Origin of the sequence: Pedomonas sp. V897 (genome assembly GCF_051304405.1) — a bacterium.
GTDB lineage: Bacteria > Pseudomonadota > Alphaproteobacteria > Sphingomonadales > Sphingomonadaceae > Pedomonas.
The window spans coordinates 1,225,645-1,252,243 of sequence record NZ_JBPPGG010000001.1 but is presented as its reverse complement, the minus strand read 5'-3'; the positions used below and the strand labels follow the sequence as shown (position 1 = coordinate 1,252,243).

General features: G+C 67.2%; 28 protein-coding genes and 1 tRNA gene. 12 read left to right on the top strand and 17 right to left on the bottom strand.

Annotated features, from left to right (window positions below; all coding sequences use genetic code 11):
- Positions 1 to 210: 210 nt before the first annotated feature.
- The 4 genes from ACSJJU_RS05910 to ACSJJU_RS05895 form a co-directional block, all read right to left on the bottom strand.
- Positions 211 to 2,907, bottom strand: a complete 2,697-nt coding sequence (locus ACSJJU_RS05910; protein ID WP_435914305.1) for a TonB-dependent receptor — start codon at positions 2,905 to 2,907, stop codon at positions 211 to 213.
- Positions 2,908 to 3,412: 505 nt separating this feature from the next.
- A complete protein-coding gene (locus ACSJJU_RS05905; RefSeq protein WP_435914304.1) occupies positions 3,413 to 4,348 on the bottom strand; it encodes an aromatic alcohol reductase in 936 nt (311 codons plus the stop codon).
- A 45-nt stretch (positions 4,349 to 4,393) separates the two neighbouring features.
- On the bottom strand, positions 4,394 to 5,797 hold the full coding sequence (locus ACSJJU_RS05900; RefSeq protein WP_435914303.1) for an aldehyde dehydrogenase family protein: 1,404 nt from the start codon (positions 5,795 to 5,797) through the stop codon (positions 4,394 to 4,396).
- A 58-nt stretch (positions 5,798 to 5,855) separates the two neighbouring features.
- The gene (locus tag ACSJJU_RS05895; RefSeq protein ID WP_435914302.1) at positions 5,856 to 6,323 is read right to left on the bottom strand and encodes a nuclear transport factor 2 family protein; all 468 of its coding nucleotides are present in this window, start codon (positions 6,321 to 6,323) and stop codon (positions 5,856 to 5,858) included.
- Positions 6,324 to 6,530: 207 nt separating this feature from the next.
- Between ACSJJU_RS05895 and ACSJJU_RS05890 the strand changes: the two genes are divergently transcribed.
- Positions 6,531 to 7,436, top strand: a complete 906-nt coding sequence (locus ACSJJU_RS05890; protein WP_435914300.1) for a LysR substrate-binding domain-containing protein — start codon at positions 6,531 to 6,533, stop codon at positions 7,434 to 7,436.
- Positions 7,437 to 7,508: 72 nt separating this feature from the next.
- Here ACSJJU_RS05890 and ACSJJU_RS05885 read toward each other — a convergent pair.
- From ACSJJU_RS05885 to nth, 3 genes are all read right to left on the bottom strand, one after another.
- Positions 7,509 to 7,585: transfer RNA gene (locus ACSJJU_RS05885), tRNA-Arg, on the bottom strand.
- Positions 7,586 to 7,673: 88 nt separating this feature from the next.
- The gene (locus ACSJJU_RS05880; protein WP_435914298.1) at positions 7,674 to 8,144 is read right to left on the bottom strand and encodes a DUF6491 family protein; all 471 of its coding nucleotides are present in this window, start codon (positions 8,142 to 8,144) and stop codon (positions 7,674 to 7,676) included.
- A 226-nt stretch (positions 8,145 to 8,370) separates the two neighbouring features.
- Entirely contained in the window at positions 8,371 to 9,060 is a 690-nt protein-coding gene (nth, locus tag ACSJJU_RS05875; RefSeq protein ID WP_435914297.1) for an endonuclease III, read from the bottom strand.
- Between the two features lie 49 nt (positions 9,061 to 9,109).
- Between nth and ACSJJU_RS05870 the strand changes: the two genes are divergently transcribed.
- Positions 9,110 to 9,601, top strand: a complete 492-nt coding sequence (locus ACSJJU_RS05870; protein ID WP_435914296.1) for a DUF2244 domain-containing protein — start codon at positions 9,110 to 9,112, stop codon at positions 9,599 to 9,601.
- 117 nt (positions 9,602 to 9,718) lie between these two features.
- Here ACSJJU_RS05870 and dapB read toward each other — a convergent pair whose 3' ends face one another.
- Positions 9,719 to 10,495 (bottom strand): 4-hydroxy-tetrahydrodipicolinate reductase, encoded by a 777-nt coding sequence (gene dapB / locus ACSJJU_RS05865; RefSeq protein WP_435914295.1) that lies wholly within the window; start codon positions 10,493 to 10,495, stop codon positions 9,719 to 9,721.
- A gap of 49 nt (positions 10,496 to 10,544) precedes the next feature.
- On the opposite strand from dapB, the gene ACSJJU_RS05860 reads away from it, so the two are divergent.
- A complete protein-coding gene (locus ACSJJU_RS05860; protein ID WP_435914293.1) occupies positions 10,545 to 11,252 on the top strand; it encodes an NAD-dependent deacylase in 708 nt (235 codons plus the stop codon).
- A gap of 204 nt (positions 11,253 to 11,456) precedes the next feature.
- On the opposite strand, the gene ACSJJU_RS05855 is transcribed toward ACSJJU_RS05860, so the two are convergent.
- Complete coding sequence (locus ACSJJU_RS05855; RefSeq protein ID WP_435914292.1) at positions 11,457 to 11,855, bottom strand: metallopeptidase family protein; 399 nt, start codon at positions 11,853 to 11,855, stop codon at positions 11,457 to 11,459.
- A 5-nt stretch (positions 11,856 to 11,860) separates the two neighbouring features.
- Between ACSJJU_RS05855 and ACSJJU_RS05850 the strand changes: the two genes are divergently transcribed.
- A complete protein-coding gene (locus ACSJJU_RS05850; protein ID WP_435914395.1) occupies positions 11,861 to 12,241 on the top strand; it encodes a 4a-hydroxytetrahydrobiopterin dehydratase in 381 nt (126 codons plus the stop codon).
- A gap of 87 nt (positions 12,242 to 12,328) precedes the next feature.
- On the opposite strand, the gene ACSJJU_RS05845 is transcribed toward ACSJJU_RS05850, so the two are convergent.
- A complete protein-coding gene (locus ACSJJU_RS05845; protein WP_435914290.1) occupies positions 12,329 to 12,862 on the bottom strand; it encodes a fasciclin domain-containing protein in 534 nt (177 codons plus the stop codon).
- A gap of 415 nt (positions 12,863 to 13,277) precedes the next feature.
- Here ACSJJU_RS05845 and ACSJJU_RS05840 point away from each other — a divergent pair, with 415 nt between their 5' ends.
- A complete protein-coding gene (locus tag ACSJJU_RS05840; RefSeq protein ID WP_435914289.1) occupies positions 13,278 to 14,534 on the top strand; it encodes a phospholipase A in 1,257 nt (418 codons plus the stop codon).
- Here the strand turns inward: ACSJJU_RS05840 and ACSJJU_RS05835 are convergent.
- Positions 14,531 to 14,980: a hypothetical protein gene (locus ACSJJU_RS05835; protein ID WP_435914288.1), complete on the bottom strand. Its 450-nt coding sequence runs from the start codon at positions 14,978 to 14,980 to the stop codon at positions 14,531 to 14,533. The genes ACSJJU_RS05840 and ACSJJU_RS05835 overlap by 4 nt on opposite strands.
- 78 nt (positions 14,981 to 15,058) lie before the next feature.
- Between ACSJJU_RS05835 and ACSJJU_RS05830 the strand changes: the two genes are divergently transcribed.
- Positions 15,059 to 15,514 carry a YkvA family protein gene (locus ACSJJU_RS05830; RefSeq protein WP_435914287.1) on the top strand — a complete coding sequence of 152 codons (456 nt, stop codon included), beginning with the start codon at positions 15,059 to 15,061 and terminating at the stop codon, positions 15,512 to 15,514.
- Between the two features lie 3 nt (positions 15,515 to 15,517).
- Here ACSJJU_RS05830 and ACSJJU_RS05825 read toward each other — a convergent pair whose 3' ends face one another.
- The 6 genes from ACSJJU_RS05825 to mutM form a co-directional block, all read right to left on the bottom strand.
- Positions 15,518 to 16,450, bottom strand: coding sequence for a DMT family transporter (locus tag ACSJJU_RS05825; protein WP_435914286.1), 933 nt, complete (start codon positions 16,448 to 16,450; stop codon positions 15,518 to 15,520).
- A 343-nt stretch (positions 16,451 to 16,793) separates the two neighbouring features.
- Positions 16,794 to 18,182 carry a chromosomal replication initiator protein DnaA gene (gene dnaA / locus ACSJJU_RS05820; protein WP_435914285.1) on the bottom strand — a complete coding sequence of 463 codons (1,389 nt, stop codon included), beginning with the start codon at positions 18,180 to 18,182 and terminating at the stop codon, positions 16,794 to 16,796.
- A gap of 580 nt (positions 18,183 to 18,762) precedes the next feature.
- Positions 18,763 to 19,026 (bottom strand): 30S ribosomal protein S20, encoded by a 264-nt coding sequence (gene rpsT, locus ACSJJU_RS05815; RefSeq protein ID WP_435914283.1) that lies wholly within the window; start codon positions 19,024 to 19,026, stop codon positions 18,763 to 18,765.
- A 117-nt stretch (positions 19,027 to 19,143) separates the two neighbouring features.
- Positions 19,144 to 19,920, bottom strand: a complete 777-nt coding sequence (locus tag ACSJJU_RS05810) for an enoyl-CoA hydratase (protein ID WP_435914282.1) — start codon at positions 19,918 to 19,920, stop codon at positions 19,144 to 19,146.
- Between the two features lie 147 nt (positions 19,921 to 20,067).
- Positions 20,068 to 20,406 (bottom strand): hypothetical protein, encoded by a 339-nt coding sequence (locus ACSJJU_RS05805; protein ID WP_435914281.1) that lies wholly within the window; start codon positions 20,404 to 20,406, stop codon positions 20,068 to 20,070.
- A gap of 12 nt (positions 20,407 to 20,418) precedes the next feature.
- Complete coding sequence (gene mutM / locus ACSJJU_RS05800) at positions 20,419 to 21,234, bottom strand: bifunctional DNA-formamidopyrimidine glycosylase/DNA-(apurinic or apyrimidinic site) lyase (RefSeq protein ID WP_435914280.1); 816 nt, start codon at positions 21,232 to 21,234, stop codon at positions 20,419 to 20,421.
- A 76-nt stretch (positions 21,235 to 21,310) separates the two neighbouring features.
- On the opposite strand from mutM, the gene ubiE reads away from it, so the two are divergent.
- The 6 genes from ubiE (at position 21,311) to ACSJJU_RS05770 (ending at position 26,569) form a co-directional block, all read left to right on the top strand.
- Positions 21,311 to 22,039: a bifunctional demethylmenaquinone methyltransferase/2-methoxy-6-polyprenyl-1,4-benzoquinol methylase UbiE gene (gene ubiE / locus ACSJJU_RS05795; protein WP_435914279.1), complete on the top strand. Its 729-nt coding sequence runs from the start codon at positions 21,311 to 21,313 to the stop codon at positions 22,037 to 22,039.
- A gap of 3 nt (positions 22,040 to 22,042) precedes the next feature.
- Positions 22,043 to 23,569 (top strand): 2-polyprenylphenol 6-hydroxylase, encoded by a 1,527-nt coding sequence (gene ubiB / locus ACSJJU_RS05790; protein ID WP_435914277.1) that lies wholly within the window; start codon positions 22,043 to 22,045, stop codon positions 23,567 to 23,569.
- A 28-nt stretch (positions 23,570 to 23,597) separates the two neighbouring features.
- Positions 23,598 to 24,800 (top strand): bifunctional phosphopantothenoylcysteine decarboxylase/phosphopantothenate--cysteine ligase CoaBC, encoded by a 1,203-nt coding sequence (gene coaBC / locus ACSJJU_RS05785; RefSeq protein ID WP_435914276.1) that lies wholly within the window; start codon positions 23,598 to 23,600, stop codon positions 24,798 to 24,800.
- Positions 24,778 to 25,242 (top strand): dUTP diphosphatase, encoded by a 465-nt coding sequence (gene dut / locus ACSJJU_RS05780; RefSeq protein ID WP_435914275.1) that lies wholly within the window; start codon positions 24,778 to 24,780, stop codon positions 25,240 to 25,242. Before coaBC ends, dut begins: the two co-directional genes overlap by 23 nt.
- Positions 25,243 to 25,435: 193 nt before the next feature.
- Positions 25,436 to 26,194: a HesA/MoeB/ThiF family protein gene (locus tag ACSJJU_RS05775; protein ID WP_435914274.1), complete on the top strand. Its 759-nt coding sequence runs from the start codon at positions 25,436 to 25,438 to the stop codon at positions 26,192 to 26,194.
- The gene (locus tag ACSJJU_RS05770) at positions 26,195 to 26,569 is read left to right on the top strand and encodes a DsrE/DsrF/DrsH-like family protein (protein ID WP_435914272.1); all 375 of its coding nucleotides are present in this window, start codon (positions 26,195 to 26,197) and stop codon (positions 26,567 to 26,569) included. It abuts the gene before it with no gap.
- Positions 26,570 to 26,599: the final 30 nt, after the last annotated feature.

The window sequence follows — 26,599 nt, the reverse complement described above, 5'->3', positions numbered from 1 at the left end:
CTTTTTCTTGAAACAGTCCCTCCGGCGCTCCCTCCGCCCCGCGCTGCCGGACGGTGCTTTCCCCCACCGGAACAAGAGGGCGGGCGTTGCGCCCACCCGGCGCACAGGACAGCGCGCACGGGGAATCCCGCAAACACGGTATCCCACAAAAGAGAAAGGCCCGCGCCATGCAGCGCGGGCCTTCCTGCTTCGCGTGTATCCGGGCGCGCCTCAGTAGCGCACGCGGAAGGTGAGGCCGTAGGTGCGCGGCTCGGCCAGGAAGTTGGTGAACATCTGGTTCGCCGTGGTGCCGAAGGCCCCGGTGTGCGCCGTGGAGCCGCTGCCCTGGAACGGCGCGTTGAAGGCGACCTGCCGGTAGTCCTTGTTCAGCAGGTTCTGCGCCCACAGCTCGAAGCCCCAGCGCCGCTCCGCCCCGTAGAGACCGATGCGGGCGTTCACCACCATGTAGGCGTCCTGCGCCTTCTCCGGGTACAGGTCGGAGCCGGTGTTGTAGTCCGACGCGTAGCGGAAGTCGGCGTAGAACAGGGCGCTGAGGCCATTGCCGCCGATGGCGGGCGAGTAGGCCAGCGAGCCGGTGATCACATACTTGGGCGCGTTCGACAGGCGCGCATCCGGCAGCAGGAACAGCACCGGATCGAGCGGATTGCCGCTGGCGCCGCCCACCAGGTTCTTGCGGTACTTGGTGTCCGCAATGGTGAGACCGGCGGTCACGGTGAGGTCGTCGGCGGGGAAGGCCGCCGCCTCCACCTCGATGCCCTTCGAGATCACACCGGCCCGCACGTCGTCCCGGTCGCACGAGCCGGTGGCGATGGAGGCATCCCGGTCGGCGCCGCCCAGATCCTTGCTGCAGCTGTTGATGGTCTGCACGAAGTAGTACTGACCGTTGAAGGTGTTCAGCTGGAAGTTCTTGAACAGCTGGCGGAAGGCCGCGACGTTCAGGTTGAAGCTGCCGCCGCTGTACTTGAAGCCCAGTTCGTAGGAGTCCACCTTCTCCGCATCGAACCGCAGGTTCTTCACGTCCTCCGGCCGCAGCGTCGCCCCCGGCGTGTTGAGCGCGGAGCGGTCGAGGTTGTAGCCGCCCGCCTTGTAGCCCTTGGCGTAGCTGACATAGCCCATCAGGTCGTCGCTGAAGTCATAGGACAGCACGCCGGTGCCGGTCCATTCGCTGTCCTTGATCTTGTCGCGCAGATTGAGCGCGTTCAGCTCCGACGTGCTGCCGCCCTGGCATCCCAGCGCGATTATGCCGCCCGCCAGCTGCTGCGCGATCGATCCGGCCGCCGTCGGGTCCAGGAACACCGGCGCCAGCGCCTGCTTCAGGGCGGGGCAGTAGGTATTGCTGTTGTCGAAGGCGGCGCGCATCTTCTTGGTTTCCTCGGTGTAGCGCACGCCCAGCGTCAGCTTCAGCTTGTCGGTGACGCTGATGACGTTGTGGGTGAACAGCGCCCAGTTCTGGCTGTCCTGCTTGAACAGGTTGTTCTCGTCGCCCACGTCGTTCACGCCGCGCAGGATATCGAGGGCGTTGACAATGGTGGGCCCGTGCGTGCCGACCAGACCGCTGAGGATGGCGCGGGTCTGCGGGACAAGGCACCCCGGCACGCCGAGGATGCGCAGCGCCTCCGGCACCAGACGGCAGGTGGCGAACTGGCCGTAATCCTTGCCGAACATGATCTGGTCGCCCACCTTCAGCGACTCATCGGAGAAGTAGCCGCCCACCAGCCAGTCCAGCCGGTCGTTGAAGGCGTTGCCCTGGAGCCGCAGTTCCTGCGAGAAGGTCTTGAACTGACGGCCGCTGCCCGGCTTGCGGTAGAGGATGTCGACGCTGGTGTAGTCCGTGTCGCCGTACAGCTCCGACTTGTAGTCGCGGTAGGCGGTGATCGAGGTCAGGTTGGCGAAGCCCAGATCCCAGTCCGCCTGGAGGGAGAGACCCCAGTCCCGGGTCGGCGAGCCCGGCTTGCGGGTTTCGTTGACGGAAATCTCGCGATCGAAGGTGTTGAAGTTGTAGCGTGCGCCGAGGCTTTCCATCAGCGGCACGAACGGGTTCGGCCGGGTGGTGATGTTGCCGTCCGGCCCGACCAGCGTCTCGACCGTCGGCTGGAAGGTGGCGCCGCAGCAGGCCTCGTCCGTCTTGGTGTAGTCGCCGATCAGCCGGATTTCGAGATCGTCGTTGGGCGTGAACAGCAACTGGCCGCGCAGCAGGTAGCGGTCGCGGTTGTTCATCTCGATACCCGTCACCGGGTCCTTGAGGAAGCCGTCGCGCTCCGAATAGATGGCGTCGAACCGCGCCGCCAGCGTGTCGGGGACGATGGGTCCGGTGACATAGCCGCCAAGGCGCAGGTAGTCGTGGTTGCCGTAGGTGGCCTCGGCGCCTGCCGCCACCTCGAAGCTGGGCTTCTTGGTGATGACGTTGATGAGACCCGCCGACGCGTTGCGGCCGAACAGCGTGCCCTGCGGACCGCGCAGCACCTCGATGCGCTCGATGTCGCCCAGCTCGGTCAGGCCCGCGCCGTTGCGGACGCGGTAGACGCCGTCGATGAACAGCGCGACCGAGCTTTCGAGGCCCGGGTTGTCGCCCACCGTGCCGATGCCGCGAATACGGGCGGCGGTGTTGGCTTCGGACGAGGTGGAGGAGACCAGCAGCGAGGGCGCAAGCTGGTTCAGCTGGCGAATGTCCGTAACGCCGGAGCGCTCCAGACTCTCGGCGGTGACGGCCGAGACCGCGATCGGCACTTCCGACAGGGCCTGGGCGCGGCGGGTGGCGGTGACGATGATCTGCCCCAGGTCAACGGCTTGCGATCGCGCCGCCGTCGCCTGCGGGGCAGCGGCGCCCTCCTGTTCAGGCGCCTGGGCCTGGGCCAGGTTGTGGAAACCAAGAACGCATACGGATGCGAGAAGCACAGTCTTACGCATTCGTTCCTCCCCATGTTCAGCCGCGGCATTCGCCAGGCGCACTGATTTTCTAGTTCTTGTGCACGGCTGCTCATTTATTTCTTGGTGAATTCAGCCTCCCGAAACCAACAGCCCAAGTCAACATGCTGACGCCTGTTGAAACAGGAGCGACACTCAGGGTTTCGCGCCGCGTCTTTTTTGTCACTCTGACCCACAGCCACCCTGTGCGCTAGGCCCCGAGGCGGGGGGGGATGAGACACTTTTTCGGTCGTGTTCGGCGCAGAGCGGTCCGGCGAGCAGAAAAACGGGGGGGCACCTCTTGCCTGGAGCGCGCGTTTGAGAGAAATGTTATAACTTATACTTGATTCCGTGAATAAAACCATTTCCCGGAATTGGATAAAAATTTTAACTCGTCGAAACTTTCCCACCCCGCGCCCTGCCCGGGCAGAAATCCGGGCAGAAACCCAAACAGAAAAAGGCCGGGCCGCACGAGACGACCCGGCCTTCCGGCAGGAGGCTGCTCCGATCAGCGGCCGAGGCGCGCCCGCAGATAGCCCTCCACGTCGATGACCTTGAGGCCCTTGCGCGCGTTGAAGGTGTCGGCCTTGTCCCACCACATGCCGTCGCCCAGGGCGAAGGCGGCGCGGTAGCGGGTCATCACATCCTCCGGCGCCACGGCGAGGTCGGCGCGCAGCTTGTCGAGGGTCCACTCCTCCTTCTGGAAGGTGCGGCCGGTGACGCGCTCGACCACCGCCGCCAGCTGGCCGTAGGAGATGGTGTCGCCCGCCACGAACACCACCTCGTTGGCGATCCGGGGCTCGGTCATGAGGATTTCGGTCGTCAGCTTGCCCACGTCCTCCGGCGTCGTCACCGTGACCTTGGTCTCCCAGCTGCCGAGGCCGTGAATGGTGCCACGGTCGAGGTTGACCACGTCGAAGGACGGCTCGAACAGGAAGCTGGTGAACATGCCGGTCGAGACGATGACCCACTCCACGGCCGCCTGCGCGCGCAGGAGCTGGCGCACCTCGTACTGCTCGTCGAACACCGGCTGACCGCTGCCGCGCCCGACGATGTCGTAATCAACGCCGAACTGCCACGGGAAGTAGCGCTTGACGCCCGCCTTCATCACGGCGCGCGTGATCCGCAGCTGGGTGCCCGGCCCGGCGACGAACCCGGTGCAGTTGAGCACGGTGCGGTAGCGGCTGAACAGCGCGGCCAGCGCGTCCTCGTCGGCGCCGAGATCGAAGCCGATGACCTCGACGCCGAGCGCCCGCAGCTCCTCCAGGTTGGCCTTGTCCTGCGCGGTCGGGCTCTGCACCATCTGGGGCGAGACCAGCGCGGCGAGCGGCTGGCCCGCCGCCCGGACCCGGGGCGCAAGCGCCCGCAGCACCGCCATGCCCAGCTGGCCGGCGCCCAGCACCAGCATGTCGCGCAGATCGACTTTTCCGTTTTCCGTCGTCATTTGCCTGTTTCCTTTCGATTGGATTTGTTCGCACCGGCCCGCGCGTCACGCGGCCTGGTTGATGACGTTGACCTGGCAGAATTCGGCGAGGCCCAGCTCGGTCCACTCGACGCCGATGCCGGACTGCTTCGCCCCTGCCAGCGGCACCTCGGGGCCGAAATTCAGGTGCTGGTTCACCCAGACCGTGCCGGACTGCATCCGCTCCGCCAGCGCCCTGGCGCGGGCGGCGTCCCCGGACCAGACCGAGCCGCCAAGGCCGAAGTCGCTGCGGTTGGCCCGGCTCAGCGCCTCCTCGCCGTCCGCGACCCGGATGATCGGCAGGACGGGGCAGAACTGCTCCTGCGCGACCAGTTCGCTCGCATCGTCGATGTCGCGCACCACGGTCGGGCGGACGAAATAGCCCGGCCCTTCGACCACCGTGCCGCCCGCGATCACGCGGCCGTCGCGATGGGCCACCTCGATGAAGTGCTTCGCCTTTTCGAACTGCTGGCGGTTCTGGAGCGGCCCGAAGCGGGAGGACGGGTCATGGCCCGGCCCGACGATCGCCTCGCGGGCCCGGCGCGCCACCGCCTCGCTGAAGGCGTCGTAGATCGCATCGGCGACGTAGACGCGCTTGATGGCAAGGCAGGCCTGGCCGGTGTTGAAGAAGGCAGCGTTGAAGATGCGCTCCGCCGTCTCCTCGATGTTCACGTCGTCGAGCACGATCGCAGCGTCGTTGCCGCCCAGCTCCAGCGTCAGGCGCTTCAGCGTCGGTGCCGCGCTCGCCATGATCCGCCGCCCGGTCGCCGTGGACCCGGTGAAGGTGACCTTGGCGATATCCGGGTGGGAGGTGAGCAGGTCGCCGAGGTCGTTCTGGTCGGTGATGACGTTGAGCACGCCGGCGGGCAGGATGCCGGCCGCCAGTTCGCCGATCATGAGGGTGAGGATCGGCGTGGTCGGCGCGGGCTTCATCACCATGGTGTTGCCCGCCATCAGCGCGGGCGCGATCTTCGCCGCCGGGATGAGCAGCGGGAAGTTCCAGGGGCTGATCCCCGCTACCACGCCGAGCGGGCGGTGGCGCAGCTCGACCCGGCCGCCCGAGACGCCGAAGGCCTTGTGGGGCAGCCTCAGACCCGCAAAATTGCGGATGAAGGCGATGGAATAGTCCACCTCGTCCGCCGCCTCGCGGCGCGGCTTGCCCTGCTCGGCCACCATGGTGTCGATGAAGGCGTCACGGTGCTGGGCCATGGCGTCGGCCAGCGCCTGCAGCCGCTCGCTGCGCGCCTCCCAGCCGAGGGCATCCCACGCGGGCTGGGCCTTTTTGGCGGCCGCGATCGCCGCTTCCGCCTGCGCCCGGGAGGCGCGGGCCACCGTCGCGAACACCTCGCCCGTGGCGGGATTGATGACGTCGAGGGTGTGGTCGCCCTCCACCAACGCGCCGTCGATCAGTAATCTGGTTCCGAATTTCATGTGAATGACTCCAATGGGAGGGCGCCCCCGGGCCTCGGCCGGAAGCGCCGGGGCAGGGTTATTTCCGGTGGGTGGCGAGCCCGCTGCCGTGCTCGCGGATGATGCGCCAGCCCGCGGCGGAGCGGCGCCAGACCAGGCTCGACATGGTGTGCGCCTGGCCCTCCTCGCCCTCGGCGGTCACGTAGGACGTGATGAACTGCACGCTCATGGCCGCCAGATCGCCGGAGATCACCGTGCGCGGCGTGCCGACCATGACGTTGGTGAGCCGCTTGAGCTGCGGCACCACCTCGTCCCAGATCGCCGCATACTGGGCCGCGGTCAGGTTGACGCGCCGCTCCGGGTCAAAGTCGTCGAAGAACTGGGTGTCGTCGGACGTCCAGTCGTAGAAGCGCTCGAGGCGTCCCCGAAAGGTGAACGGCTCCTCGGCGGTATGACGCCAGCCGGTCTCCACCCAGTCCCGGACAATCGCCTCCAGAATTTCGAGGTCCGAAGTCCCGGTTTTGTTGCTATCGTTGCCATGCTGCACTTTTTCTCTCCTCGTGAGAAAGCACGAGAGGCGACCCGCTTCGGGCCCCGATCCGCTCTCGCCCGATCCCCTCTCGTCGGGGTGCATATGGCCGTCGGGCCCGCAGGATTAAGAGCGGCGAACCCAATTTGATTATTCATCGAAAATGAACAATAATGGGGTGCAGCGCGCGGGGTTACAGGGAAAACCGAGCCGGGGAGCGCAGGAATGGATCGATTTCAGGCAATGAACACCTTCACCCGCGTGGTCGAGACCGGAGGCTTCAAGCGCGCCGCCGAGACGCTGCGCGTCCTGCCCTCCACAGTCACCAAGACCATCCAGGACCTGGAGGCGCATCTGGGCGTGCAGCTGCTGCACCGGACGACACGGGCCATCAGTCTCACCGAGGCGGGGCTGCGCTACTACGACAGCTGCAAGGCGATCCTGCGGGATCTCCAGGCCGCCGAGAGCGCGCTTACCGGGACCGGCGGCGCGATCCGGGGCGCCATCCGGGTGGGCACGACCGCCTCGCTCGCGCGCCGCTTCATCATTCCGGCCCTGCCCCGCTTCGCCGCGCGCTATCCGGACATCGACATCGACCTGCATCTGAGCGACGCGGTGGTCGATCTCGTTCAGGGCGGCATCGACTGCGTCATCCGGGCGGGCGAGCCGCAGCCCTCCAGCCTCATCCTGCGCCGCCTTGCCACCTTCCACTGGTATGTGTGCGCCTCGCCCGACTATCTCGAACGGCACGGCACGCCCGCCAGCCTCGCCGACCTGCGCGGGCATGTGGCGGTGGGCTACGCCGACAGCCGGACGGGCCGCGCCACCAGCTGGACCTTCCGGGACGGCGCGGAGATCACGTCGGTCCCGATGACCGCCCATGTCACCGTCAACGACACGGACGCCTACATCGCGGCGGGCATCGCCGGGCTCGGCCTCATCCGCGCCGCCAGCTACATGGTGCACAAGCCCCTGACGGAGGGCCGCCTCGTCCGGCTGCTGACCGATCTAGAAGCGCCGACGGACCCGCTCTCCGTGCTCTATCCCCAGAGTCGCCACCTCTCGCCCGCCGTCCGCGCCTTCATCGACTGGTGCATCGAGGTCATCGGCGAAGAGGCGGCGGGCTGGTAGCGACGGAGACACGGCTTCGCACCCCGGGGGCGGGCTCGGGATGGGCAGGGAAAGAAGGGGGATGAAGGGGGGTGGTGCACCCGACACGATTCGAACGTGTGGCCTTTGCCTTCGGAGGGCAACGCTCTATCCAGCTGAGCTACGGGTGCATCCCCGGTCGAACGGCCTTCCGTTATCAGAAGAAGGGCCGTTCGGCCAAGCAGAATTTTGCGGCCAGGGCGACTTGCCGATCGCGGCCTACTTCACCTTGCCGTTCCTGGCGGCATCCTTGCCGCCTTCCTTGGCACCTTCCTTGGCGGGCGGCGTATAGGCCTCGAACTCGCCCAGACCGCAGGTCGCGCCCGGCATACGGGCGGTGGTGTTGAGCACGGTGATGGTGTCAACGCTGCACAGCCGGTTGATCGAGGTGCGGTGGCTGAACGCCTTCTCGAAGCCCAGCTGCGGGCACCGGTAAGGCAGGCGGTTGCGCCAGATCTTGCCGCCCTTCATGTGGAACAGGATGGTCTGATCATCCAGCACTTCCGAGCGGTCGATGCGGATGAGGTCGATGCAATCCACCTTCTGGGGGCCCGGCTTGGCGTCCGGGGCAGCGCTCGACGCGGCCGCAGGCGCGGCGGCCTCCTGCGCGACGGCAACGCCGCCGGCCGCCACCGCAACCCCAAGCGCCAGAGGGACAACCCGCAGAAAACCGGAATACGGCTTTGCCATGTCAACTCCCCTTACATCCACGCCCGCCTGTTCAGGCTGCCCAGGCTTTTCAGTCTGCCCAAGCTTTTCAGTCTGTCCAGGCTGTCCAGTCTGCCTTGTTTTCCTGAACGCTGGGTTTTCCTGAATGCGGGCACCTCTCCCAAATTCGTGGAAATGCTACGTCCGCGCAACTGAACGCGGGCTGAACACCCCGAAGGCGCGGGGGAGCGAAGGCCCCCGGCCTCCCCTATTCCGCCGCCTGACGCGCCCGCGCCGCGCGGCGGGCCGGTGCGGCAGGCCCGCCGAAGGCCGCCTTCTCGGGCCATTCGCACAGATCATTGATGGGGCACTTGCCGCATTCGGGGCTGCGCGCCTTGCAGACATAGCGCCCGTGCAGAATCAGCCAGTGGTGGGCATGGCGGCGGTAGGGCTTGGGCAGCACCTTCATCAGCCCCAGCTCCACCGCCAGCGGCGTCTTGCCCGGCGCCAGACCGGTGCGGTTGGAGACGCGGAAGATGTGGGTATCGACGGCGCAGGTCTCCTCCCCGAAGGCCACGTTCAGCACCACATTGGCGGTCTTGCGGCCAACGCCCGGCAAGGCTTCAAGTGCGGCGCGGTCGCGCGGAACCTCGCCGCCATGCTCGCGTACCAGAATTTCCGACATGGCGATGACATTGGCCGCCTTGGTGTTGAACAGACCAATGGTCTTGATGTGCTGCTTCAGCCCCTCCAGCCCCAGCTCCAGCATCTGCCGGGGCGTCGAGACCTTGGCGAAGAGCGCCCGCGTCGCCTTGTTCACGCCCACGTCCGTCGCCTGCGCCGACAGGGCAACGGCGACCAGAAGGGTATAGGGATTGGTGTATTCCAGCTCGGTCCGGGGTTCGGGATTGGCGGCCGACAGACGGCGGAACATCTCTTCGATCGTGGAGGGTTTCATTGTCGCAACCAGCTACCCTTGGTTTGAAGCCCCGGCGCAGTGAGGTATCATGAAGCACATGATCGGTCATACCCTGTTCCTCAACCTGCGGCTATACCCGCACCGGTCGCTGACCGTGCGGCAGTTCAAGCGCCTGATGGCGGTCGTTGCCGTCATAACCGCCCTCAGCGCCTTGCGTTTTCTGGTGCTCGGCGCCTGGCCGGTCGCCTTCTTCTTCCTGCTGGACGCTGCGCTGCTCTACGCTGCATTCCGCCTCAACTACGCCTCCGCCAAGGAATACGAGGAAGTGCAGCTGGACGAGGACGCATTGCTGGTGCGTCGGGTGACCGCCCGCGGCAAGGAGGAGCAGATCCGCTTCGAGCCCTACTGGGTGCGCCTCGAACTGGAAACCTTCGGCGAGGACGAGAACAAGCTGTGGCTGCGCTCCCACGGACAGCGCCTGCTGCTCGGCCGCTTCCTGACGCCCGAGGAACGCCGCGAGATCAAGGCCGTGATCGAGGACGGCCTCGCCCGCCGCGACCAGGCGCTGCGATACGCCTGAGGGTCGCCCTGCCGTTTTTCGCTGGAGGGTCGCGACCCCTCCTGGCAGCCTCCCGTTCGATTTGAAGGGGCGCGGGGATCACGACCCCCGCAAAACCCCTGAAACCCGATCAGCCAATCACAGCCCCAGCACGTCGTTCATGCTGTACCGCCCCGGCTTCTGCCCGGCGAGCCACAGCGCGGCGCGCACCGCCCCCCGGGCGAAGATGGCGCGGGACTGGGCGTGGTGGGAGAGGGTCAGCACCTCGTTCTCGGCGGCAAAGAGGACGCTGTGGTCGCCGGGGACCGAGCCGCCGCGCAGGGTCGCAAAGCCGATGTCCCCCGGCTTGCGCGCGCCGGTGATGCCATCCCGCACCCGCACCGACTTCTCCTCCAGATCGACGCCGCGCCCTTCGGCGGCGGCGCGGCCCAGCAGCAGCGCGGTGCCGGAAGGGGCGTCCACCTTGTGGCGGTGGTGCATTTCGAGGATCTCGATATCCCAGTCGTCGCCCAGCCGGGCGGCCGCCTGACGGACCAGCGCCGCCAGCAGGTTGACGCCGAGGCTCATGTTGGCGGACTGGAGCACGGCCTGCGCCTGCGCCGCTGCGTCAATGGCGGCGTGGTGGCTGGCATCGAGCCCGGTGGTGCCCACCACCAGCGGCTTGCCCAGCGCCAGCGAGGCCGCCAGCGCCGCGGGCGCGGAGAAGTCGATGAGCACGTCGCACCCGGCCGCCACAGCGGCAGCATCATCGCGAATCGCCACATCCGAGCCGTGCAGGATCGGCTGGCCGACCGACGGGTGCCCCGCCCGCTCGATCGCCCCGGCAAGAACCGCCTGCGGCTCCGCCGCAACCGCCTCGGCCAGGGCATGACCCATCCGCCCCGCCGCCCCGATGATGCCGATTCGAATCCCCATTGCCCTTCTCCCGTTTGAAGCCTCGTGCCGGCAGGGTTAAAAGCAGCGCATGGCAAAGTACAGATCGATCGTTGTGCTGACCGGCGCGGGCATCTCGGCGGAGTCCGGCATCCCCACGTTCCGGGGCGCGGACGGCCTGTGGGAAGGCCACCGCATCGAGGACGTGGCAACGCCCGAAGCCTTCGCCCGCAACCCCCGGCTGGTGCACCAGTTCTACAACATGCGCCGCGCCGCCCTCAAAACCGTGGAGCCCAACCCGGCCCACAAGGCTCTGGCCCGGCTGGAGCAGGCGTTCGACGGCGAGATGCTCATCGTCACCCAGAACGTGGACGACCTGCACGAACGGGCGGGCTCGAAGAACGTGCTGCACATGCACGGCGAACTGCGGAAAGCCTGGTGCCTCGGCTGCGACGGCCGCACCCGCTGGGAGGAGGACATCCACGAGACCAGCCGCTGCCCGCACTGCGCCCGCGAGGGCCGGCTGCGCCCGGACATCGTCTGGTTCGGCGAGATCCCCTACCAGATGGACCGCATCGACGAAGCACTCTCCGGTTGCGACCTGTTCGTCTCCATCGGCACCTCGGGCAACGTGTACCCGGCCGCCGGTTTCGTCGCCCTCGTGCGCCATTTCGGACGCGCCCATACGGTCGAACTCAACCTCGACCCCTCGGAATGCAGCCGCATGTTCCACGAAACCCGCCACGGCCCGGCCTCGCAACTGGTGCCCGCGTTCGTGGAGGAAGTGCTGGGGCCCTGAGTGAGGCTGTTTTTCTTGCAGGGGGTCTATAACCCCCTGCACCCCCATTCGTTTTGAAGGGCCGCGCCCTTCATCACACGCACGGCCCGATATGACCGATCATGATAAAGGGCCGTGTCCTTCATCACGCGCACGGCCCATTGGATCGAATGGGAGGTGCAGGAGGGGCAAGCCCCTCCTGCAAAAAACCCGATAACACCCCCCTCACTCCACCGACGCTTCGATGCGCTCCATGTCTTCGTCCGAGAGGCCGAAGTGGTGCCCGGCCTCGTGGACGAGCACGTGCACCACGATATCCTCCAGCGATTCGCCGGTTTCGGCCCAGTAGTCGAGGATGGGGCGGCGGTAGAGGAAGATGATATCCGGCAGCGCGCCGGACAGGCTGACCGACTTCTCGCCGACCGGGTAGCCCTGGTAGAGGCCGAGGATATCGAAGGGTGTTTCCAGCCCCATCGAGTCCATCACGTCCTCGTCGGGGAAGTCCTCCACCTTCAGCACCACGTCTGTCAGCCAGCCGCGAAAGGGGTCGGGCAGGCGCTCCAGCGCCGCGCGGGCGATGGCTTCGATATCGGCCAGAGCCGGAGGATAGGTTGGGCGTTCCATACCGTATGCAGATATGGTGCCGGTGCGGTTTCCGCAACGCGCGTTTGCGGCGGGGGAAACAAAGGGAGGAGCCAATGCAGGAAAAGCTGACTGAGGCCGAGCGGGAGAAGGCGCTGGCGGCGCTGGCGGCGTGGACCTACGACCCGGCGCGGGACGGCATTGCCCGCAGCTTCCGCTTCAAATCGTTCAATGCCGCCTTCGGCTTCATGACCCGGGTGGCGCTGGCGGCGGAGAAGCGGGACCATCACCCGGAATGGTTCAACGTCTACAACCGGGTCGACATCTTCCTCACCTCCCACGACGTGAAGGGCCTGTCCGGGCGGGACGTGGACCTGGCGCAGGCCATCGACCGCATCGCGGCCGCCGAGGGCGCGGCGAACGGCTAGCGGGGAGCGGCGCGGCCAGAAACAACAAAGGCGCCGGCGGATCTTCGTCCGTCCGGCGCCTTGCCGATCGTCAGGCGGGGCCGCCTATCAGCCGTTCGGCCGGGCCAGAACCCCGTTGATGACGTGAATGACGCCATTGGAGGCGGGGATGTCCTTGGCCACCACGGGGGCGTTGTTGACCTGCTCCTGCGGACCACGCACGTAGACAAGCGTGTTGCCGCCCAGCGCCATGCCCAGATGCGGGCTGGCGCTCCAGCTGTCGGAGGTGATCGCACCCGGCAGGATGTGTTCGGTGATCAGCGCGGCCAGACGCCCCTTGTTCTGGGGCTGGAGAAGCTGCTCCACCATGCCGGCCGGCAAGGCGGAGAGCGCCTCATTGGTCGGCACGAACACCGTGAAGGGCCCGTGGCCATCCAGAACCGGCGCCATGCCCGACCGTTGCAGCATGGTGGCAAAGAGACTGTAATCAGGCGAGCTGTTGATGACTTCGAGAACGTCACCCCGCTCGACTGTGGCCGACGTGGCCTTGACGGGCGTCGCGGCCTCTTGCGCCTGGGCCGAAGACACAACGCCAAGCAGACATAAGGCAATGGCACCAGAGGGAGCCAGAATTTTCAACATGGACTGACCTTAACGAACCTATCACAAAGGACGGACATCTGCTGTCCAATACGCAGACAAAAGACAGACGCCGACGCCTACGCGTAACGCAACACTAGCGTCCCGGTTGCATTGGCAGCATTGCCGATGCGCCGAGACGACCGAACAATTCGGCGTTCCGTTTAAACTTTCTACGGACATTTTCAAGAATGGAGAATTAAAAGAAATTTTAAGACTGACGATTTAATTTTTCAGACTGTCCCATAATAAAAACAAAGTCGCCGGACAAATCGTTGCTCCTAGCATCCTTCCTGACAAACTGCGTTTCTACCCGCCGCGTGGTCCTGTGGCCGATTGACGCGAGGAGCGAACCCGGCTTTTACCGGTTGTCATGACAGCCTTGCGACGGAATCCCGCCGGTGGAGGATACGCCCCGATGAAAGCCCTCAGCCTGTTCAGCCTCGCCGCGATGCTGGCAACCGTCGCGTTGCCCGCCGAGGGCCGGGTACTGGTCAGTGCGGTCGAGCCGACGGCGCAGGCGGGCACCGTTCTGGTGGAAGTCACGCACCTGAACGCCAGCGGCGCGGCCGAGGAGGGCCGCTTCCCCGAGCGACTCGCCGCCACGCTGGAGGTGGCCGGCCGCCGCCTGGCGGTGGAGCTGGTACGGGCCGCCGGCAGCCCGGAGGCAGCGACCGTGCCGCCGGGCCAGTTCGCCCAGGCGCGCTACACGCTTGCGCTGCCCGCCGGGGCAGCAACGGGCGCCACCGCCCTGCTGCGGCTTCAGGGTACGCAGGAGGCCGCCGCCGCGCCCCCGGCCCTCGCCTTCACCGTGCCGGCAGCGACCGCCCTGGCGGCGCGCGAGGAGGCCCCCGGCGAAACCCGGGCCGCCGCCGCAACCGCTGCCCCCTCACCGGCGCCGACGCTTGTCCCGACCCTTGCCGCCGGGCCCGATCCGCGCCCGACGGCGGACAACCGCTACATCGGCAACCTGTCCAGCTACGCCCCCATCTATGCGGTGTACGGCCCCGGCACCAACACGGAGATCCGCATCCAGCTCAGCTTCAAGTACCAGCTGTTCGGCGACCCCGGCGCGGTGGGCCCGGGCCACTCCCTGCTGAACGGCATTCATCTGGGCTACACCCAGCGGATGTTCTGGGACTGGAGCGCCCGCTCCTCCCCCTTCCGCAACATCGATTTCATGCCGGAGCTGTTCTACCTGATCCCGGCGCAGCAGGTGGCGGACGGGCTCGCGCTCGGCGGCCAGTTCGGCATCCGCCACGCCTCCAACGGACGCGACGGCGCAGACTCCCGCAGCATCAACACTCTCTACGTGCAGCCGGTGGCCACCGCCCGCCTCGGCGGCGGCCGCCACCTCTCCGTCGGGCCGCTGTTCGAGGTCTATGTGGGCAGCCTGGAGGACAACCCGGACATCAAGCGCTACCGGGGCAACACGGGCCTGTTCCTGGAAGTGGGCGACGAAGACGGCGTGCGGCTCTCCACCAACACCCGCTTCAGCGTCCAGTCCGGCCGGGGGTCGATCGACGCCGAACTGTCCTTCCCGTTCGACCGGATCATCGACTCCAGCCTGAACCTTTACCTGTTCGGCCAGGCCTTCACCGGCTACGGCGAGAACCTGCTGGACTACGACCGGCGCGACACCCGCTTCCGAATCGGCGTCGCCATCGTGCGCTAGGTCGCTGTGTGCGAGGATGACAGGCGCCAGGCCGCGCTTTCCGCCTCCGCCTGCCCGGCGCCCGGCCGCTGCCACACCGTGACGAGCCCGGCCGACACCACCGGCCGGGCCGTGCCCGCCAGCACCCGGTCGAACGCCTCCGTGTCGCACGCGGGCAGGCGGCGGATGAAGGCGAGCAGTTCCTCCGCATTGTCCACCGAGCGGGGGATGACCAGCCGCTGCCGCCCCGCCATCACGTAGACGAACAGCCCGTCCGCCCCGCCCGCCGCCGTCACCGGACGCAGCGCGATCTGGCTGATGTCGTCCCACGCCAGCGCCTCCTCGCCCCGCTGGGGCCAGACCAGAACCAGATGGTCTTCGGTGAACAGAACGGTCTCGCGCCGGGGGCGGCGGCGGAGCAACGGAGCCAGTCGGCCCAGAAAGGATACGAGGCGGCCCGGTTTCATGGTTTCAAATCCGCTCGATGCGTTCCTACATACATGTTGTAGGGCGCACCTGCCTGCCAGGCCAGGAGGAACACAACCATGCCGAAAGACCAGGCTTCCGCCACCCCTCCCCTGCCGGAGATCCCCATGATCGACGTGGCAGACGAGGCGGGCAACGCCGCGGCGGTCGATCAGGGCTTCTGGGACAAGGTGCGCCGCCTCGCCGGCCGCCTGCCGTTCGCCGATACGCTGGTGGCCGCCTGGTTCTGCGCGCGCGACCCCGAGACGCCGCCCCGGGTGCGGGCGATGCTGCTGGGGGCGCTGGCCTATTTCGTGATGCCCATCGACCTGATCCCCGACTTCCTGCTGCATCTGGGCGGCTTCACCGACGATGCGGCCGTGCTCGCCACCGTGATCGGGCTGGTGGGCGCCAACATCAAGCCCCGCCACCGGGCCGCCGCCCGCAAGGCGCTGGACCTGCCGCCGCTGCCGGAGGAGGAGGCACCCATCCTCGCCGAGCCGCCAAAGCGGAAAAAGCGATTCGGCCTGTTCTGAGGCTCACGCCTCGGGAGACGCACCGGCGGACAGACGGGCGGACGCCGTGCCTGCGCGGGCGGAGCGGGCCGCCACCGCCTCGCGGTGCGCGATGTAGATGGTGGCGCACAGAATGACCGCGCCGCCCAGATAGGTGAAGCCGTCAACCGGGTCGCCAAAGCCGACGGTGCCGATGAGAATGACCAGCCCGAAGCGCACGAAGTCATAGGGCAGCACCGCCGTCGCCTCAGCCAGGGCAAAGGCCTTCACCGTGCCGGACTGGCCGATGGCGGCGGTCAGCCCCACCCCCGCCAGCACGAGCAGCTCATGCCCGCTCGGCCACTTCCAGTAGGGCAGCGCCAGCAGCAGCGAAGGCGGCAGCATCAGCACGAACGACCAGGTGACAATCGCCAGCGACGACTCCGTGCGCGAGAGCTGCTTCATGGCGATGATGGAGAACGCCGTCGCCACCGCCGAGAGCAGCGCCGCGCCAATGCCGGGCGTCAGCGGCACATGGCCGGGGCGCACCACGATCAACATGCCGATGAAGCCCACCACAAGCGCCGCGATCCGCCGCCAGCGAACCCGCTCGCCCAGAAACAGAATGGCCGCCAGCGTGGCGAACAGCGGAATGGTGTAGTTGATGGCCATGACCGTGGCCATCGGCGCATTGGCCACCGCATAGAACACGGCAAAGGTGGCGATCACGCCCGAGGTCGCCCGCCGCACATGCGCCCCGAAACGGGAGGTGGCCAGCGCCGCCCAGCCGCCCGCCGCCACCGAGGGCAGCAGAATGAGAAGCCCGAGCAGGTTGCGATAGAACACCACCAGAAACGCATGCATGGTCTCGCTGGCCAGCCGCACGAACCCCCACAGGGCCGCAAACGCCACGCACGCCACGATCATCCACGCGGGCGCGCGCATGTGGGCAGGCAGGCGGGAGACCAGAAAATCCACAGCAACCGTCTCTTGCAGACGCGGGCACCCAACGCCCGCGACGCGCATCGCTTAGGCCCGAAGGCGCGGAAAGGAAAGAGCCCCCGGAAGGGACTCTCCGTGAAGAAAAGTGTTTTAACCGCAGGGGGATTTTTTCGCAGGGGACCTGGTCCCCGGCACCCCGTTCGGTTTTGCGGCGGCGTCTCCGGAGGGCGCTGGAAACACGTCCGTTTGAATTTTCTTGATGAATCGGGGCGCCCCCGGTCATTCGGCCCGGTCATTCGGGATGAGCCCCAAAAAACGAAAGGGGTGCAGGGGTCCGAGACCCCTGCAAAAAAACAGTCCTTCAAAAAGGAGAAAACCCTCAGCCGTCGATCAGGCGGGACAGCCGGTCGAGATCCGCTTCCAGCTCGCTGTCGGTGGTGCGGAGTTCCTCGATGCGCTTGACGGCGTGCATGACGGTGGTGTGGTCGCGCCCGCCGAACTTGCGGCCGATTTCGGGCAGCGAGCGGGGTGTCAGGCGCTTGGCGAGGTACATGGCCACCTGCCGGGGCCGGGCGATGTCGCGGGCGCGGCGGGCCGAGAGCAGGTCGGACAGCTTCACCTTGTAGTAGTCGGCGACCTTGCGCTGGATGTCGTCGATGGTGATTTTGCGGTCGTTGGCGCGCAGCACGTCCGCCAGCACCTGCCGGGCGAAGTCCAGCGTGATCGGGTGGCCGATGAGCGAGGCGTGGGCGGCGACGCGGTTGAGCGCCCCTTCCAGCTCGCGCACGTTGGAGGTGATCTTGCGGGCGAGGAAGTCCAGCACGTCGGGCGTGACCATGACGCCCGGCATGGCTTCCGCCTTGGCGTGCAGGATGTTGAGTCGCAGTTCGTAGTCGGTGGGGTTGATGTCCGCTACCAGGCCCCACTGGAGGCGGGAGCGCACTCGCTCCTCGATGCCTTCCAGGTCATAGGGGCTGCGGTCCGCCGAGATGACGAGGCGTTTGCCGTCGTCGATCAGGGCGTTCATGGTGTGGAAGAATTCTTCCTGGGTCGATTCCTTGCCGGCGATGAACTGTACGTCGTCGATCATCAGCACGTCGACGCTGCGGAATCGCTGCTTGAAGGAGATGGTGTCCTTGTGGCGCAGGGCGGCGAGGAACGCCACCATGAACTTCTCCGCCGACAGGTAGACCACCTTGGCATCCGCCTTCTGCTGGCGCACGGCCCAGCCGATGGCGTGCATGAGGTGGGTTTTGCCGAGGCCGACGCCGCCGTGCAGGAACAGCGGGTTGAAGTTGATCGGCCCGCCCTCGGCCACGCGGCGCGCGGCGTTGTAGGCGAACTCGTTGGACTTGCCGATGACGAATCGCTCGAAGGTGAACCGCTCCTCGAGGCGGGCGCCCAGTTCGGGCTCCTCGATGGCGGGATCGACCACGACGGTATCGTTGGCGTGGGAGTCGTTGGCGGGGAAGGCGGCCGAGGATTCGACCCGCATGGCCGGGGCGACCACCAGGCGCACCGAGCGGATGCCCGGCACGTAGAACGACCACAGCGCCCGCAGACGCTCGGCGAAGTGGCTTTTCACCCAGTCGCACATGAAGTGGGTGGGCAGGCTCAGCAGTACATCGCTGCCTTCCACGCCCACATAGGCGATCGGTTTCAGCCAGCTCTCGAAGGTGCGTTCACCATACTCGGCCCGCAGCACGTCGCGAATCGTCTGCCACGGATCGCCGGTATGAGCCGCATGCCCTCCAAGATCCCCGTTCATTTGCCCCTCTTTATGCCTCAGCACACGCCTCGCGGGTCTCGACGCGCAAGCCGCTTGCCCCTGCGACCTGCCCGCGTTCCTGTCCCGCAGAGAGGAAGATTTCTTGCCCCTGAAGGTTCCGGGGACAAAAAAGAACGCGCGTAAAAATGGATTTAAGTGTACTTCTCAGCACCCGTATCTCAAGAATTCGAAGCAATCAGAACGGATGCCGGAAGTTGGGCCGGCACAAAGATTTAGAACAATCTATTGCTCCGAATCCCGTTCTTCTTCGGATTTTCGAAGAATACGCGTTGCCCCGAATCTCGATAGATCGGACTTTAGCCAGCGCCACCCGCCTCCACAAGGCCATGCACAAGCCGCTCCGGCAAATAATTTCGTTGACAGCCTGCCCCCTCGATGCGGCCGGATTCCGCAGGGACTCGGCTAAAGTCCTGAAATTATTACGCTCGCGCTACGTCTCGATTCGCCCAACGATGCGGGAGACTCCAGAACGCACAAAGCCCCGAGCCGTTGCCGGCCGGGGCCATGTCTTGGCGCTGCTGCGCGACGCGCGGAAGCCCGGAGCCCCCGCAGTCGAGGCTTAGCCCAGAGCGCGGACGCGATGCGTCAGGCGCGAAATGCGACGCGCAACCGTGTTCTTGTGCATGACGCCCTTGGAGACGCCACGCTGCAACTCCGGCTGAGCCGCCTTCAGAGCCGCCTCGGCGGCGCTCTTGTCGCCGCTGGCGATGGCAAGCTCGACCTTCTTCACGAACGTACGGATGCGGCTGACGCGCGCCTTGTTGATCTCCGCGCGACGAGCGTTGCGGCGGATGCGCTTACGCGCCTGCGGTGTGTTGGCCATCTCTCGTCCTCAGCCAATAGAATAATCAATGCGTCGGGCGCTGCCCGACACGAGCGGGCGGCTTATGGCAGAGTCGCGCCCCCCGGTCAACAGGAGGGGCGCGAGTCCGCCTAAATTTTACCGATTCTTGAAGTTCGGCTTACGTTTTTCCATGAACGCGGCCATGCCTTCCTTGCTGTCCTCGGTGGCGAACAGGCCGTGGAACAGCCGGCGCTCGAATCGCATACCCTCGGAGAGGGTGGTCTCGTAGGCGCGGTTGACCATCTCCTTCACCGCCAGAACGGTCGGCCGCGAGTAGGCGGCGATCTCGGCGGCGATCTTCAGCACTTCCTCGACCAGCGATTCGGTCGGGAAGATGCGGGCGACCAGGCCCATCTCCAGCGCTTCCCTGGCGTCGATCATGCGGCCGGTGAGGCACATGTCCATCGCCTTGGCCTTGCCGACGAAGCGGGTGAGCCGCTGCGTGCCGCCCGCGCCGGGGCTGACGCCCAGCTTGATCTCCGGCTGGGAGAACTTGGCGTTCTCGCCCGCGTAGGCGATGTCGCACATCATGGCGAACTCGCAGCCGCCGCCCAGCGCATAGCCGTTCACCGCCGCCAGAACCGGCTTGCGGCAGCGGGTGATCTCCTCCCACGTCGAGGTGATGAAGTCCTCCAGATAGACATCGGAGAAGGTCTTCTTCGCCATCTCCTTGATGTCCGCGCCGGCAGCGAAGGCCTTTTCCGAGCCGGTGAGCACAATGCAGCCGATGGCGTCATCCGCCTCGAAGGCCCGCAGCGCCTCGGTCAGCTCGGTGGTGAGCTTGATCGACAGGGCGTTCAGCGCCTCCGGGCGGTTGAGGCGGATCAGGCCAACCGCGCCATGGGTCTCAACGATCAAAGTTTCGTAGCTCAAGGGATGACTCCTCCGCTTCTCTCTTCCTTTTTCCCAGCGAACCACATGCCCCACCCCCGCCCCAAGGGCCAGATGTGATAAGGCACAGTTTTCCTGCAAAAATCCCCAGGGGAGGCCCGGCGGGGCCGGCGATTCGGACCCGGAAACCTAGTCGGCCGGCTCCCGCAGCAGCCGCACCCGGGTTCCCTCCGCCCCGCCCGCGTAATCGAGGATGAGCTGCTCGTCCCCCCGGCGGTAGACCTGGCGGCTGCCGCGCGACTCGGCGAGCGTCCAGCCAAGCCCGGCCAGCGCCCCGGCGTAGTAGGCCTCCGCCTGCTCCCGCGCCACCGCCCCTTCCAGCACGGTCTCGACGATGCTGCCTTCCTCCTTGTCGAAGGTCAGGCGCGAATCGGCCACCTCCGCCAGCCCCGGCATCAGCGGCACATCGAACCCCTCAAGCAGCGGCGCGCCCGCCAGGGACGCCAGAACCGCAAGCACCATCCTCATCCGGCAAGCTCCTCAACGCTGGCAGTGGGCACAGTAGAAGGTGGAACGCCCGCCTTGCACAATACGGGAAACGGGCCGGGCGCAGCGGCGGCAGTCCTCCGCCTCGCGGCCGTAGACCTGCCAGCTGTGCTGGAAGTAGCCAAGCTCGCCATCCACCTGCACATAGTCCCGCAGCGACGAGCCGCCCGCCTCGATCGCCCGCAGCAGCACGGCGCGAATCTCCGCCACCAGCGCCTCCAGCCGGTCCGGCGTCAGGGTGCCCGCGGGCGCGCACGGGTCGATTCCCGCCCCGAACAGCGCCTCGCACACATAGATATTGCCAAGGCCCGCCACCACGCGCTGGTCCAGCAGCGCCAGCTTGATGGGCGTGATCCTGCCCGCGAGCCGGGCCGCCAGCCCCTCGGCGTTGAATGCGTTGCCCAGCGGCTCCGGCCCCAGGTGGGCGAACAGCGGATGGCTCGCCAGCCGCTCCTCCCGCTCGATGTCGATGCTGCCGAAGCGGCGGGCGTCGTTCAGCACCAGCCGGTGCCCGTCCTCGGTTTCCCACAGCACATGGTCGTGTTTCTCGGGTGCCTCCGGGTCCACCCGCACCCGGCCGGACATGCCGAGGTGGAGAATCACCACATCCCCCCGGTCGGTGTGGAGCAGCGCATACTTGGCCCGCCGCGTGATGCGGGTGACGACCGCGCCTGTCAGCCGCGCCGCCAGATCGGCGGGAATGGGGCGGCGCAGATCGGGGCGGCGCACCTCGACGCGGGTCACGCGCCGGCCCTCCAGCACCCGCGCCATGCCCCGGCACACCGTCTCCACTTCAGGTAATTCGGGCATACATCCTCACTTGTCTTGCCCCTGCCTTAGTCGCGTGCAATTGCACCCACCGCAAGCCTCCTTTAGAGACGGAGCCATGAGCGAGAAAGTTTCCTACGGCTTCCAGTGGGTGGACCCCGCCGAGAAGACCGAGCGCGTCACCGACGTGTTTCGTCGTGTCGCCCGCAACTACGACATCATGAACGACGTGATGTCGGGCGGCCTCCATCGCCTGTGGAAGGACTATTTCGTCGACAAGGTGCGCCCGCGCCCCGGCGAGCCCATCCTCGACATGGCGGGCGGCACCGGCGACATCGCCTTCCGGCTGGCGCGGCGCGGCGCCGACGTGACCGTCTCGGACATCAACCCGGCCATGCTGGAAGTGGGCAAGGAACGGGCGGCCAAGCGCGGGCTCGATCTCAAGTGGAGCGAGCAGAACGCCGAGAAGCTCACCTTCGATGACGCCAGCTTCTCCGCCTACACCATCTCCTTCGGCATCCGGAACGTGACCGACATTCCCGCCGCCCTTCGGGAGGCGCACCGGGTGCTCAAGATCGGCGGGCGCTTTTTCTGCATGGAGTTCAGCCGGGTGGAGCTGCCGCTGATGGCGCAGGCCTACGACTGGTACTCCTTCAACCTGCTGCCGAGAATGGGCGAGGTCATCGCCAAGGACCGCGAGGCCTACCAGTATCTGGCCGAGAGCATCCGCCGCTTCCCCGACTCCCGCACCTTCGAGCAGATGATTCGGGCGGCGGGCTTCTCCAACGTGCGCTCCCAGCTGATTCTGGGCGGCGTCGTTGCCATTCACTCCGGCTGGAAGGTGTAAGGCGTGACGGCTCAGCTTGTGCATGCCTGGCGCATGTTCAGGTGGGGGCGGATTCTGGCCCGCCACGGCGTGCTGCGCCCGTTCGAGGACATCCAGGATCTCCCCGCCAGCGCACGGCTGCTGGCCCGCCTCGCCCGCGTCGGCTTCAACGTGCCGCCGCGCCCCGAGTACGCCCACGCCTTCGAGGCCATCGGCCCCGCCGCCATCAAGCTGGGGCAGGCGCTCGCCACCCGGCCGGACCTGATCGGCCAGGACGCCGCCCGCGACCTGCAACGGCTTCAGGACAAGCTGCCCGCCTTCCCCTTCGCGCAGGTGAAGGCGACGGTGGAGCGGGAGCTGGGCGGACCGATCGGCCAGTTCTACGCCTCCTTCGACGAGACGCCCATCGGCGCGGCCTCCATCGCCCAGGTGCACAAGGCGGTGACGACCGACGGGCGCACGGTCGCCGTCAAGGTGCTGCGCCCGCACATCGAGGAAATCTTCGCCGAGGCCATCGGCACCTACTTCTGGGCGGCCGCCCGGCTGGAGCGGCTGGGCGGCGAGGCGGCGCGGCTGCGCCCGCGCATCGTCATCGACACCTTCCGCCAGTGGGTTGACCGGGAGCTGGACTTCCGCCTGGAGGCGGCCAACGCCGCCGAGCTGGGCTCGCGCCTCGAGTCGTTCCAGAACTTCCACGTGCCCGCCATCGACTGGGAGCGCACCACCAAACGCGTGCTCACCATGGAGTGGATCGACGGCATCCCGCTCACCGACCGCGCCGCGCTTGAGGCCAGCGGGCACGACCTGAAGGCGCTGGCCGCCACTGTGGTGCGGGTGTTCCTCCAGCAGGCGATCGTGGACGGCTACTTCCATGCCGACTTCCACCACGGCAACCTGTTCATCGACGGCAAGGGCCGGCTGGTGGCCATCGACTTCGGCATCATGGGCCGGCTCGACCGGCTGGGCCGCCGCTATCTGGCCGAGATTCTCTACGGGCTGCTGACGCGCAACTACAAGCGCGTGGCCGAGATCCACTTCGAGGCCGGTTACGTGCCGCCCTACCATTCGGTGGAGGAGTTCGCGACGGCGCTGCGCGCGGTGGGCGATCCCATCCTCGGCAAGCCGGTGAAGGAGATTTCCGTCGGCCGCCTGCTCGAACAGCTGTTCGCCATCACCCGCATCTTCGAGATGCAGACCCAGCCGCACCTGCTGCTGCTGCAAAAGACGCTGGTGATGGTGGAGGGTCTGGCCGCCTCGCTCGACCCCGATGCCAACATGTGGGAAATCGCCGAGCCCTTCCTCAACGGCTGGATCCGCGACGAGCTGAGCCTCGAATCCCGCGCGGCGGACGAGATCATCCGCTTCGTGCGCGACGTGCGCTCCCTGCCGGACGTGGCGCGCCGCCTGATGGCGCAGGTGCCGGTGCAGGGCGCCGCGCCGCCGCTGCCGCCGCTGCCGGAGGAAGAGGGGACCGCGCGCGGCCCCGGCTGGTGGATCGTCGGCCTCGCCATGACCTTCCTTGCGGGTCTTGCGATCGGCTGGCTAGTGTAGAGGCGGCAGGAAGGCGGAAACGGGGCCCATGCACGGCAAGCGCATCCTTCTCATCATCGGCGGCGGCATCGCGGCCTACAAGTCGCTGGACCTGATCCGCCGTCTGCGCGAGCGCGGCGCCACCGTGCGCTGCGTGCTGACCGAAGGGGGCGCGCAGTTCGTCACGCCCCTTTCCGTCTCCGCCCTCTCCGAGCAGCCGGTCTACACCGACCTGTTCAGCCTCAAGGACGAGACCGAGATGGGGCACATCCGCCTCAGCCGCGAGGCGGACGTGGTGCTGGTGTGCCCGGCAACCGCCGATCTTCTCGCCAGGATGGCGGCCGGTCTGGCGGGAGACCTGGCCTCGACGCTCCTGCTCGCCACCGACAAGCCGGTGCTCGCCGTGCCCGCCATGAACGTGCGGATGTGGCAGCACCCCGCCACCCGCCGCAACGTCGCCCGCCTGCGCGAGGACGGCATCGCCATTCTGGACCCGGCGGAAGGCCCCATGGCCTGTGGCGAGTTCGGGCCGGGCCGCCTGCCCGAGGTGCCGGACATCGTCAACTGGGTGGCCGCCCGGCTTGAGGAAGCGCCCCGCCCCCTCAGCGGCACGAAGATCCTGGTGACGGCGGGCCCGACCCACGAGCCGATCGACCCGGTGCGCTACATCGCCAACCGCTCCTCCGGCAAGCAGGGCTACGCGCTTGCCGAAGCGCTCGCGCGGCTGGGGGCCAGCGTCACCCTCGTCTCCGGCCCCACCCATCTGCCGACGCCCCCGGGCGTCACCCGGGTGAACGTGGAGACCGCCCGCGAGATGGCCGCCGCCTGCCAGCAGGCGCTGCCGGTCGATGCCGCCGTGTGCGTCGCCGCCGTCGCCGACTGGCGGGTGGAGGCGAGCGACCAGAAGATCAAGAAGGACGCGGGCGGCACGCCGCAGCTCACCTTCCTCGAGAACCCGGACATTCTCGCCACCCTCTCGCAAGCGGCGGAGAATCGCCCGCGCCTTGTCGTCGGCTTCGCGGCGGAGACGGAAAACGTCATCCCCCACGCCCAGGCCAAGATCGCCCGCAAGGGCTGCGACTGGATCGTCGCCAACGATGTCTCGCCCGCCGCCGGGGTCATGGGCGGCGAGCGCAACGCCGTCCACCTCATCACTTCCACCGGCGTCGAGACCTGGCCCGAGGCGGCCAAGGCGGACGTTGCCCAGAAACTCGCAGAACGGATTGCCCATGCTCTCGCCGAATCACGCTGAAATCGAAGTCATCCGCTTTCCCCACGGCGAAGGCCTGCCCCTGCCGGGCTACGAAACCCTGGGCGCGGCGGGTATGGACCTGCTGGCCGCCGTCGGCGAGGATGAACAGCTGGTGATCGAGCCGGGCAAGCGCTTCGCCGTGCCGACCGGTCTCGGCATCGCCCTGCCCGAAGGCTTCGAGGCGCAGGTGCGCCCGCGCTCGGGCCTCGCCCTCAAGCAGGGCCTCACCGTCGCCAACGCGCCCGGCACCATCGACGCCGACTATCGCGGCGAGGTGAAGGTCATCCTCATCAACCTGGGGCAGGACCCGGTCACCATCACCCGCGGCATGCGGATCGCCCAGATGGTGATCGCACCCGTCACCCGCGGCGTGTGGAAGGAGGTCAAGGCCCTCTCCGAGACCAGCCGCGGCGCTGGCGGGTTCGGCTCCACGGGGGTTTGATTTATTTTATGCAGGAGGGTCTCGGACCCTCCTGCACCTCCCATTCCTTTTTCCGGCCGTGTTTCAGGCGCACGCTGGAAACGCCGCCGGTCGATTTCCGGGCCGCGCCCTTCATCCCGCGCACGCCCCGTTGAAACGAATGGGGTGCAGGGGTCCAAGACCCCTGCAAGAAACCTGAAAGGCATGAGTCGCCATGGACCTGACCGACGAGCAGCTGGACCGTTATGCCCGCCATATCGTGCTGCGCGATGTGGGCGGCGCGGGTCAGGTGAAGATTCTGCAAGCGAAGGTGCTGGTCATCGGCGCGGGCGGGCTCGGCAGTCCGTGTCTGCAATATCTGGCGGCGGCGGGTGTCGGCACGCTCGGCATCGTGGACGACGACCGGGTGGATCTGTCCAACCTCCAGCGGCAGGTGCTGCACGGCACCCCCGATCTCGGGCGGCTCAAGACCGAGTCGGCGGCGGACGCCATTGCCCGCATCAACCCGGACGTAAAGGTGGTGGCCCACACGGTGCGGCTGACGGCGGAGAATGCGGAGGCGATCATCGCCGGGTACGACATGGTGGCGGACGGCTCGGATTCCTTCGAGACCCGCTTCGCCGTGGCCGACGCCTGCCTGCGCCTGCGCAAGCCGCTGATCTCGGCGGCAGTCGGCCCGTTCGAGGGGCAGGTTGCAGTTTTTAAGGGCTATGAGGAAACCCTTCCCTGCTATCGCTGCTTTGTACCGGAAAGCCCTGGCGGTCAGCAGCGCACCTGCGCGGACGTTGGTGTCCTTGGCGCACTGACGGGCGTTATAGGATCCTTGCAGGCTCTCGAAGTGCTTCGGGAAATTGTGGGTTTCGGGCAATCGCTGGCCGGCCGCCTGTTGATCTATGATGGCCTGAGCAATCGCATGCGCACATTGAGCCTGCCGAAGGACCCGGGTTGTCCTGCCTGTCGCGGGAGAGAGTGAATGGCAAAGACCCATCGAGGCCTGGCGATCATCTTCAGTGATTCCACCCACGGCCGCATCCACGCCGGCCTCAATCTTGCCTGCGCCTCGGCGGCCATGGGCCGCCCGGTGCAGATCTTCTTCCACGGCGAGGCGGTGACGGCGCTGGACCCTCACCGGAAATGGAAGGGCGACGACACCTTCGCCAGCGCGGGGCTTCCCTCCATCTGCGACATGGTCAAGACCGCGCTGGAGCTGGGCATCCCGATGACCGCCTGCACCACCGGCCTGCACCTGTGCGGCCTGACCGCCAACCAGCTGCCCGGCGGCGTGGAGGCGGCGGGCATGGTCGCCTTCCTCGCCGACGCCAAGGACTGCGAAATCGTCTTCGTGTGAGCCTGCGCTCGCCGGGCGCGCCCCGCCTCC

Excerpts from the sequence above, each read along its gene's own strand:
- ACSJJU_RS05870 (WP_435914296.1), top strand. The coding sequence starts at position 9,110 with ATGAAGCACATGATCGGTCATACCCTGTTCCTCAACCTGCGGCTATAC.
- ACSJJU_RS05910 (WP_435914305.1), bottom strand. The coding sequence starts at position 2,907 with ATGCGTAAGACTGTGCTTCTCGCATCCGTATGCGTTCTTGGTTTCCAC.
- ACSJJU_RS05855 (WP_435914292.1), bottom strand. The coding sequence starts at position 11,855 with ATGGAACGCCCAACCTATCCTCCGGCTCTGGCCGATATCGAAGCCATC.
- dnaA (WP_435914285.1), bottom strand. The coding sequence starts at position 18,182 with ATGAACGGGGATCTTGGAGGGCATGCGGCTCATACCGGCGATCCGTGG.
- ACSJJU_RS05900 (WP_435914303.1), bottom strand. The coding sequence starts at position 5,797 with ATGAAATTCGGAACCAGATTACTGATCGACGGCGCGTTGGTGGAGGGC.
- ACSJJU_RS05845 (WP_435914290.1), bottom strand. The coding sequence starts at position 12,862 with ATGTTGAAAATTCTGGCTCCCTCTGGTGCCATTGCCTTATGTCTGCTT.
- ACSJJU_RS05840 (WP_435914289.1), top strand. The coding sequence starts at position 13,278 with ATGAAAGCCCTCAGCCTGTTCAGCCTCGCCGCGATGCTGGCAACCGTC.
- dapB (WP_435914295.1), bottom strand. The coding sequence starts at position 10,495 with ATGGGGATTCGAATCGGCATCATCGGGGCGGCGGGGCGGATGGGTCAT.
- ACSJJU_RS05905 (WP_435914304.1), bottom strand. The coding sequence starts at position 4,348 with ATGACGACGGAAAACGGAAAAGTCGATCTGCGCGACATGCTGGTGCTG.
- ACSJJU_RS05775 (WP_435914274.1), top strand. The coding sequence starts at position 25,436 with ATGGACCTGACCGACGAGCAGCTGGACCGTTATGCCCGCCATATCGTG.
- ACSJJU_RS05830 (WP_435914287.1), top strand. The coding sequence starts at position 15,059 with ATGCCGAAAGACCAGGCTTCCGCCACCCCTCCCCTGCCGGAGATCCCC.
- dut (WP_435914275.1), top strand. The coding sequence starts at position 24,778 with ATGCTCTCGCCGAATCACGCTGAAATCGAAGTCATCCGCTTTCCCCAC.
- ACSJJU_RS05890 (WP_435914300.1), top strand. The coding sequence starts at position 6,531 with ATGGATCGATTTCAGGCAATGAACACCTTCACCCGCGTGGTCGAGACC.
- ACSJJU_RS05770 (WP_435914272.1), top strand. The coding sequence starts at position 26,195 with ATGGCAAAGACCCATCGAGGCCTGGCGATCATCTTCAGTGATTCCACC.
- ACSJJU_RS05880 (WP_435914298.1), bottom strand. The coding sequence starts at position 8,144 with ATGGCAAAGCCGTATTCCGGTTTTCTGCGGGTTGTCCCTCTGGCGCTT.
- ACSJJU_RS05835 (WP_435914288.1), bottom strand. The coding sequence starts at position 14,980 with ATGAAACCGGGCCGCCTCGTATCCTTTCTGGGCCGACTGGCTCCGTTG.
- ACSJJU_RS05805 (WP_435914281.1), bottom strand. The coding sequence starts at position 20,406 with ATGAGGATGGTGCTTGCGGTTCTGGCGTCCCTGGCGGGCGCGCCGCTG.
- mutM (WP_435914280.1), bottom strand. The coding sequence starts at position 21,234 with ATGCCCGAATTACCTGAAGTGGAGACGGTGTGCCGGGGCATGGCGCGG.
- ubiE (WP_435914279.1), top strand. The coding sequence starts at position 21,311 with ATGAGCGAGAAAGTTTCCTACGGCTTCCAGTGGGTGGACCCCGCCGAG.
- nth (WP_435914297.1), bottom strand. The coding sequence starts at position 9,060 with ATGAAACCCTCCACGATCGAAGAGATGTTCCGCCGTCTGTCGGCCGCC.
- coaBC (WP_435914276.1), top strand. The coding sequence starts at position 23,598 with ATGCACGGCAAGCGCATCCTTCTCATCATCGGCGGCGGCATCGCGGCC.
- rpsT (WP_435914283.1), bottom strand. The coding sequence starts at position 19,026 with ATGGCCAACACACCGCAGGCGCGTAAGCGCATCCGCCGCAACGCTCGT.
- ACSJJU_RS05860 (WP_435914293.1), top strand. The coding sequence starts at position 10,545 with ATGGCAAAGTACAGATCGATCGTTGTGCTGACCGGCGCGGGCATCTCG.
- ACSJJU_RS05850 (WP_435914395.1), top strand. The coding sequence starts at position 11,861 with ATGCAGATATGGTGCCGGTGCGGTTTCCGCAACGCGCGTTTGCGGCGG.